Below are 6,435 nucleotides of genomic sequence, written 5' to 3'. Positions count from 1 at the left end.
CTCTTAGCTTCTTTCGGCGCTTGAAGAGGGAGTCCTCTCGGTGGGCATGATAGAAGCGGATCGCTTCATCGTAGTCCTTCACTAAGATCGTAATATGGCCAAATGTCCTGTTCAAGATGCAACCCTCCTTTCTCTCTTCAGGCCTCCCCTGACGGAGACGGCAGACAGCCCGATCTGGCCAGCTTACGGAATCAACAGCACCTTGCCCCGGCTGCGCCGCTGCTCGACCCAATCCTGCGCTTGGGCTGCCTCTTCCAGCGAAAACGTCCGATCGATGATCATGCGCAGCCGTCCAGAAGCGAGAAGCGCGATCACCTCTTCCCCGCTCTGACGCAGCGCCTCTGGACGCTCTCGCCGATAGGTCCCGAGACTGTACCCGAGAATCGAGCGGCAGCCAGGACTCAGCGAACCCCAAGAGATGCCGCCTGCCCCGCCCCCGGCGTTTCCGAACTGGACGAGACGACCGAACATTGCCAAACAGGAGAGGCTGTTTTCCAGGACTTGCCCGCCGATGGAATCCAGGATCACGTCGACGCCTTTACCGTCGGTCAGCTCTTGTACCTTGGCGGCAAAATCGGCGCGGTCACCGGCAATGACGAAGTCCGCACCAGCCTGATAAGCAGCGTCCGCCTTGGCTTCACTTCCAACCGTTCCGATCACCTGACGCGCCCCGAGAATTTTGGCGAGCTGGATTGCCGTCGTCCCCACTCCTCCGGCGGCAGCGTGGATCAGCACGGTTTCTCCCGCTTGCAGGGCAGCGGCTTTGTGAAGCATATTGTAGGAGGTAAACGATACGATCGGACAAGCCGCCGCCGTCTCCATGTCCAACGCGTCCGGGATGGCGTAGGTCAGCACCTGGTCCGCCGTCGTATACTCGGCATAAGACCCCCGATTAGGGAAGGCGATCACACGCTGGCCGACCTGAAATTGTGTGACCTCACCGCCGACCGCCTCGATCGTGCCGGCCACGTCCAGTCCCGGTATGTACGGAGGTGTCTTTGCTCCGTGGTACTTCCCGTATCGCGCTTTAATGTCGGCAAAATTGACGCTGGCTGCCGCTACCCGGATCAACACTTCAGTCGGTCCAGGGGAAGGCATGTCGGTATGTTGACAGGCTAAAACCCCCGATCCGCCAAATTTTGTTACGAATACTCCTCTCACAGTTGCCCTCCTTGATCAAAAGTAGCCTTCCTGCTGATTGCCTTCAGGCATGCTTCCCATTTTGAACACTCAACCTGTCTGAATTGTATCATTTATTCCGACTTTAGAGCTATAATCACGGTAGGAATCCATTATCTGCAATTAAAGGAGCCAAAGGATGTTTACCATACCCGGCTATCGGTTTCAGGAGTTGATTTTGGAAGAACCTCATATGTTTGTTTGCCGTGCCTTTTCTGAGCAGAACTCAAGCTATGTGACGATGAAAATTGTAAAGGACGGGCCTCGTTCCATCATCGAGAACGCAAAATTAATGCATGAATACGAAATAGCCGGCAATTTGCACATCCGGGGCGTCCTGAAACCGTATTCGCTGATGAGACAAGGAAATGTGCTTGTATTAACTTACGAATGGGTCAATGGCTTAACATTGCAGCATTATTTTCAAACCTGCGCCGTCCCCCTGCCGCTGTTCTTACAGTTGGCGATAAAGACCTGTAAAATACTGGATAATCTGCACCAACAGCAAATCATCCATATGAATATTCGGCCGGAGACGCTCATTTTGTCTCCATCGTCACAGCGAATCTACATCACCGGGTTTGGCCACGCGATCACAACGGCGAGGCAAGATCAAACACGGAGAAGCATCCCCATGATGGAGGGAAGCCCGCCCTATATGTCTCCGGAACGCACCAGACGCATGAGTTGGGGGATTGACGGCAGGTCGGACCTGTACTCGTTGGGAATTACGTTTTACGAATTGCTGACGGGAATCTTGCCGTTTTACGGAAAAGACCCGGTTGAATGGGCACATGCCCACCTGGCCAAACAGCCGCTCCCTTTTCCAGACGGGGTCTCTATCCCACCCATTGTTGGGGCCATCATTTACAAGCTGCTGCGGAAAAATCCTTCTGAGCGTTACCAAAGCGTTCGCGGATTGATCGCCGATCTCAACAGGTGTCTTGCCGGTTGGGAAAAAAACGGTACTTGGGATCATTTTGAGCTGGGAATGCATGATGCAGCAAACGCAGAACTCTTTGCCTATCCCGGGCAGACCGATAGCGGCGACCGGGGGATCCTCGCTGCAAACAGCGATCCGAATGAACCAAAAGCGGTGGACTCGCCAGGAGTAGAATATTCGCAATTGATCGATTTGGCCGCCGTGATGAAAGCGTCACAAGCTTTTTCACAGGAGATGGATCTGGATGCGCTCCTGCAGAAGCTGATGACGATTATTCTCGAAAATGCGGGAGGCCAAAAGGCATTTTTACTGTCTGTCCGGGATGGTCAGATGTATGTCGAGGCGGTCGCGAAAGCGGGCGAGCGGGTGAATTCCCCCGGGGAATCTGCGCCGTTGTCCAAATACGGCGATCAACTATGCCAAGCAATCGTGCAATTCGTCGCGAAGACATCTGAAGAATTCATTCTGAACGATGCCGCATGCCCAGCTTGGTGTCTTCAAGACCCATATATCGTCCAAATGCAGCCGAAATCAATCCTGGGGCTGCCCATCCCGATCCAGGGAACGTTGGCCGGGGTTCTTTACATCGAGAACAACCTGATCCAAAGCGCATTTTCCCAGGACCGAATCCATATTCTGCAAATGCTGGCCTCCCAGATCATGTATGTACAGAAGATGCAGCGTTCCTTTGCAAAACAGGCGAAGCAAGAACAGACAAAAAAACAGCTGCTATCTGAAATCAATCACCCTTTAACCGAACGGGAAAGAGAAGTGTTACTACTTTTGGCAGAGGGCCTGTCCAACTCGGAAGTGGCGGAAGCCCTGTTTTTGGCCACCGAAACCGTCAAGATCCATCTTAAAAAAATCTTTTACAAGCTTCAGGTAAACAACCGGACGAAAGCTGTAGCCAAAGCGAGGCTGCTTGGTTTGCTGCAAGACGACTAATCCGGGGGGGGGGGGGCTGGTCGCGGGAAGTGACGGTAAGGGAGCTGCCGGTCGCAACCACGCTTGCCGGCGTTAACATGCGTCTGACGCCAGGCGGCGGCCCTGGTAGAGATCGAGCCAGGGGGGATGCGGGAGATGCATTGGCACCCGAATAACGACGAATGGCAGTACTACCTCTCCGGCAAGGGGCGGATGACGGTATTTGCCGCCAATGGCAGTGCCCGCACGTTCGATTACCGAGCTGGAGATGTTGGATACGTGCCGTTTGCCTACGGTCACTACATACAGAACACCGGCAATCACAGCCTGTGGTTTCTGGAGATGTTCCGGAGTGACCGCTTTGTTGACGTATCGTTGAATCAGTGGTTGGCGCTGACTCCTGTGGAACTGGTTGAGGAAAATTTATGCGTAGGATCGGCGCTGACGGACGCGCTGCGCAAGGAGAAATGGCCTGTCGTCAAATACCCCTGGATGACAGAGTCATCCGACGAGTGCGAGTCTTCTTAAGCGTTATCCCAAGCATCAGCTAAAACGCTGCAAATACAAAAGGGCACTCCATGATCGAGTGCCCTTTTTACCGTTTGTCACAAATGGCTGGCTGCCTTCCGCACCTCTGCACAACGGCTTGGTTTTGGAAACAGTTTGTCAGGGTTCAATAAGTTCTCGGGGTTAAACACACTTCGAATCCGCGTCTGGGCCTGAATCTCCTCCTCGGTGAAAACAAAGCGCATCTCTTCCTGCTTTTCAATGCCGACACCGTGTTCTCCCGTGATGGAGCCTCCGACATCGGCACAAACCTTTAGTATCTCGGACCCGACCCGTGCAGCCAATTCCGTTTCTCCCGGCTTTCTTGCATCAAACAGGATCAGCGGATGGAGATTTCCGTCACCGGCATGAAATACATTGGCAATTCTCAATCCTGAACGTTGACTGATCGCCTCCACCTTTTCCAACACCTCTGGGAGCCGGCTTCTGGGAATGACGCCGTCTTGTACCAAATAGTCTGGAGAAATAGCCCCCATCGCCGGAAACGCGGTTTTCCGGTTTGCCCACCACTGGGCCCGCTCCTGTTCCGTTTCCGCCACCTTTACCTGAATAACGTTTCTCTGTTTGCATACCGTTAAAATTTCTTCTATTTGATCTTCAATTCCCGCTGAAATGCCGTCCACCTCTATGAGCAGCAGCGCTTGCAGACCCTGCGGGTGGCCGACCGGATAATTGCCGGCCTCTACTCCTTCAATGGCGGTTTTATCCATCATTTCCAATGCCGCCGGGACAATCCCGATGGCAATAATGTCGGAAACCGCGTAACTGGCGTCTTCCACACTGTCGAAGTAGGCCAGCACCGTTTTCTTGTCCTCGGGATTTTTCAGAATGCGGACCGTGATTTGGGTAACAATCGCCAGGGTTCCCTCCGAACCGGTTAAAAGCCCCATCAAATCATAGCCGGGTGCATCTGGAACTCCGCCGATTTCAATGATGTCCCCATTGGCCAGCACGAGCTCCATCCCCAGTACGTGGTTGGTGGTCACACCGTATTTCAGGCAGTGGGCCCCTCCCGCGTTTTCTGCCACATTTCCCCCGATGGTACAGGCGTATTGGCTGGATGGATCAGGGGCGTAGTAATACCCTTTACTCGCTACAGAGTTGGTCAGCTTCAGGTTGACGAATCCGGGCTGTACCACAGCCAAGCGATTTTCCCAGTCTACATGCAGCAGTTTTTTCATTTTTACCAGACTGATGATGACTTCCCCCCCTCGAGGGGAAGCTCCCCCGCTCAATCCCGTTCCCGCTCCGCGCGGAATAAATGGAATCTTCCGCTGATGGAGCAGTTTTACAACCCTTGATACTTCTTCTGTGGTAGCCGGAAATACCACCGCAAGCGGCTGCTGCTTGTGAATCACATAGCCATCGCACTCATAGGCTATTAGATCCTCTTCCCGGTACAAAACAGCTTCTTTTCCGACAATTGCTGCCAGCTCGCGAATAAGTGCGTCTTCAGCCTGCATCGCCCATTCCTCCTTTCCTCCTCATTTTCCGCTCTCCCCTTCTGCCTGGTAGGCCCGATCGAGCAGCTGTATCGTATGAACGACTTTTGCGCTGCGTCCATGCTTCCTGACGCCGACCGCCATCTGGAGCATGCACCCGGGGTTGCCCATCGAGATCAAATCCACATCCTCCGGGACATAACTCATTTTTTCATCCAAGACCTTCCCGGCCATGTCGGGGTTGGTTATATTGTAGATGCCCGCACTCCCGCAGCAGCGGTCGGCATAAGGCATATCGACCATTTCCACACCCGGGATATCCCGCAGCAGCTCTCTTGGTTCCCGGCGAACGCCTTGTCCGTGCGCCAGATGGCAGGCGTCGTGATAGGTCACACGCGTTTTTACCGTTCCTTGCGGCTTTTGGTACCCATGGTTCAGCAAAAAGGCGGACACGTCCTCTATCTTCCCGGCAAATTCGGCTGCTTTTGGCCCGTACTCCGGATCGGAATGAAGCAGCTCAGGATATTCCTTTAGCGCACAACCGCATCCAGCAGCATTGACGACGATCTTATCTACTCCTGCGGCCAAAAAGGCGTCAATATTTTGCCGGGCCAGCCGCTTCCCTTCGTCGCGGTCTCCCGCATGGACGTGAAGAGCGCCGCAGCAGCGCTGGTCACGGGGGACCACGACTTCGTACCCATTGCGGACCAGCACCCGGATGGTCGCCTCGTTGATATCGCCAAACATGACGTCCATCACACATCCGGTAAGCAGAGCGACCCGCATTTTCCTCTGGCCCTCGGCTGGAATGATTTCCGGGTATTTCTTTCTCACCGGGTCCTTCACTTCCGGCATGACTGCCTCCATATTTTGGAGATGCTGCGGCATGATCTTCAAGAGGCCCATACCGCGGACCAGAGTCTGCATGCCGCTCTTCTGGTACAGCTTGATCAGATTTCCCAAGGTATGCAGACGATTGGGATGCGGGAAGACCCCCCGCAGAAAGAACTTGCTGACAGCGGCCTTCCAACCGGTCAAGGGAATGGATTTGCGAATCTGACCGCGCGCCTGTTCGATGAGAGAACCGACTTGTACACCGGAGGGACATGCCGTTTCACATGCCCGGCAGTCCAGACAAGTGAAAATGGGATCTTCAAATCCTGCATTTAGTTCGATCCTGCCCTGGGCAACCGCCTTGATTAAATGCACACGACCTCTGGGGGATTGGTGTTCGTGTCCGGTTTCCAGATAAGTCGGACATGATTCCAGACACATTCCGCAGTGAACACATGCTGAGAACTTATCTTCATCAGGCGGATCTTCCCACAGGTAGTTGCTTTTCGTCTGGCGCTCCGGGTTGTCCTTTCGTTGGATACTCAT

General features: G+C 54.0%; 5 protein-coding genes and 1 pseudogene. 3 read left to right on the top strand and 3 right to left on the bottom strand.

Features of this window, described 5'->3' with window-relative positions; translation table 11 throughout:
- Positions 1–183 precede the first annotated feature (183 nt).
- Complete coding sequence (locus tag ACI7RC_RS15890) at positions 184–1,161, bottom strand: quinone oxidoreductase family protein (RefSeq protein WP_408109208.1); 978 nt, start codon at positions 1,159–1,161, stop codon at positions 184–186.
- Between the two features lie 157 nt (positions 1,162–1,318).
- Here ACI7RC_RS15890 and ACI7RC_RS15885 point away from each other — a divergent pair, with 157 nt between their 5' ends.
- The 3 genes and pseudogenes from ACI7RC_RS15885 to ACI7RC_RS15875 form a co-directional block, all read left to right on the top strand.
- Positions 1,319–3,067 carry a protein kinase domain-containing protein gene (locus tag ACI7RC_RS15885; RefSeq protein WP_408109207.1) on the top strand — a complete coding sequence of 583 codons (1,749 nt, stop codon included), beginning with the start codon at positions 1,319–1,321 and terminating at the stop codon, positions 3,065–3,067.
- Between the two features lie 29 nt (positions 3,068–3,096).
- Positions 3,097–3,222, top strand: a complete 126-nt coding sequence (locus ACI7RC_RS15880) for a hypothetical protein (RefSeq protein WP_408109206.1) — start codon at positions 3,097–3,099, stop codon at positions 3,220–3,222.
- Positions 3,161–3,574 (top strand): annotated as a pseudogene (locus ACI7RC_RS15875) (cupin domain-containing protein); the annotation flags it as partial. The gene ACI7RC_RS15880 and the pseudogene ACI7RC_RS15875, both read left to right, overlap by 62 nt.
- Positions 3,575–3,651: 77 nt before the next feature.
- Here the strand turns inward: ACI7RC_RS15875 and ACI7RC_RS15870 are convergent.
- Both ACI7RC_RS15870 and ACI7RC_RS15865 read right to left on the bottom strand, forming a co-directional pair.
- Entirely contained in the window at positions 3,652–5,076 is a 1,425-nt protein-coding gene (locus ACI7RC_RS15870; RefSeq protein ID WP_408109205.1) for an FAD-linked oxidase C-terminal domain-containing protein, read from the bottom strand.
- 21 nt (positions 5,077–5,097) lie between these two features.
- Entirely contained in the window at positions 5,098–6,435 is a 1,338-nt protein-coding gene (locus tag ACI7RC_RS15865) for a (Fe-S)-binding protein (RefSeq protein WP_408109204.1), read from the bottom strand.

The organism is Brevibacillus sp. B_LB10_24, from assembly GCF_046036945.1.
Classification (GTDB): Bacteria; Bacillota; Bacilli; order Brevibacillales; family Brevibacillaceae; genus Brevibacillus_C.
The sequence above is the reverse complement of the archived record's forward strand: the minus strand, read 5'-3'. Positions and strand labels throughout refer to the sequence as shown.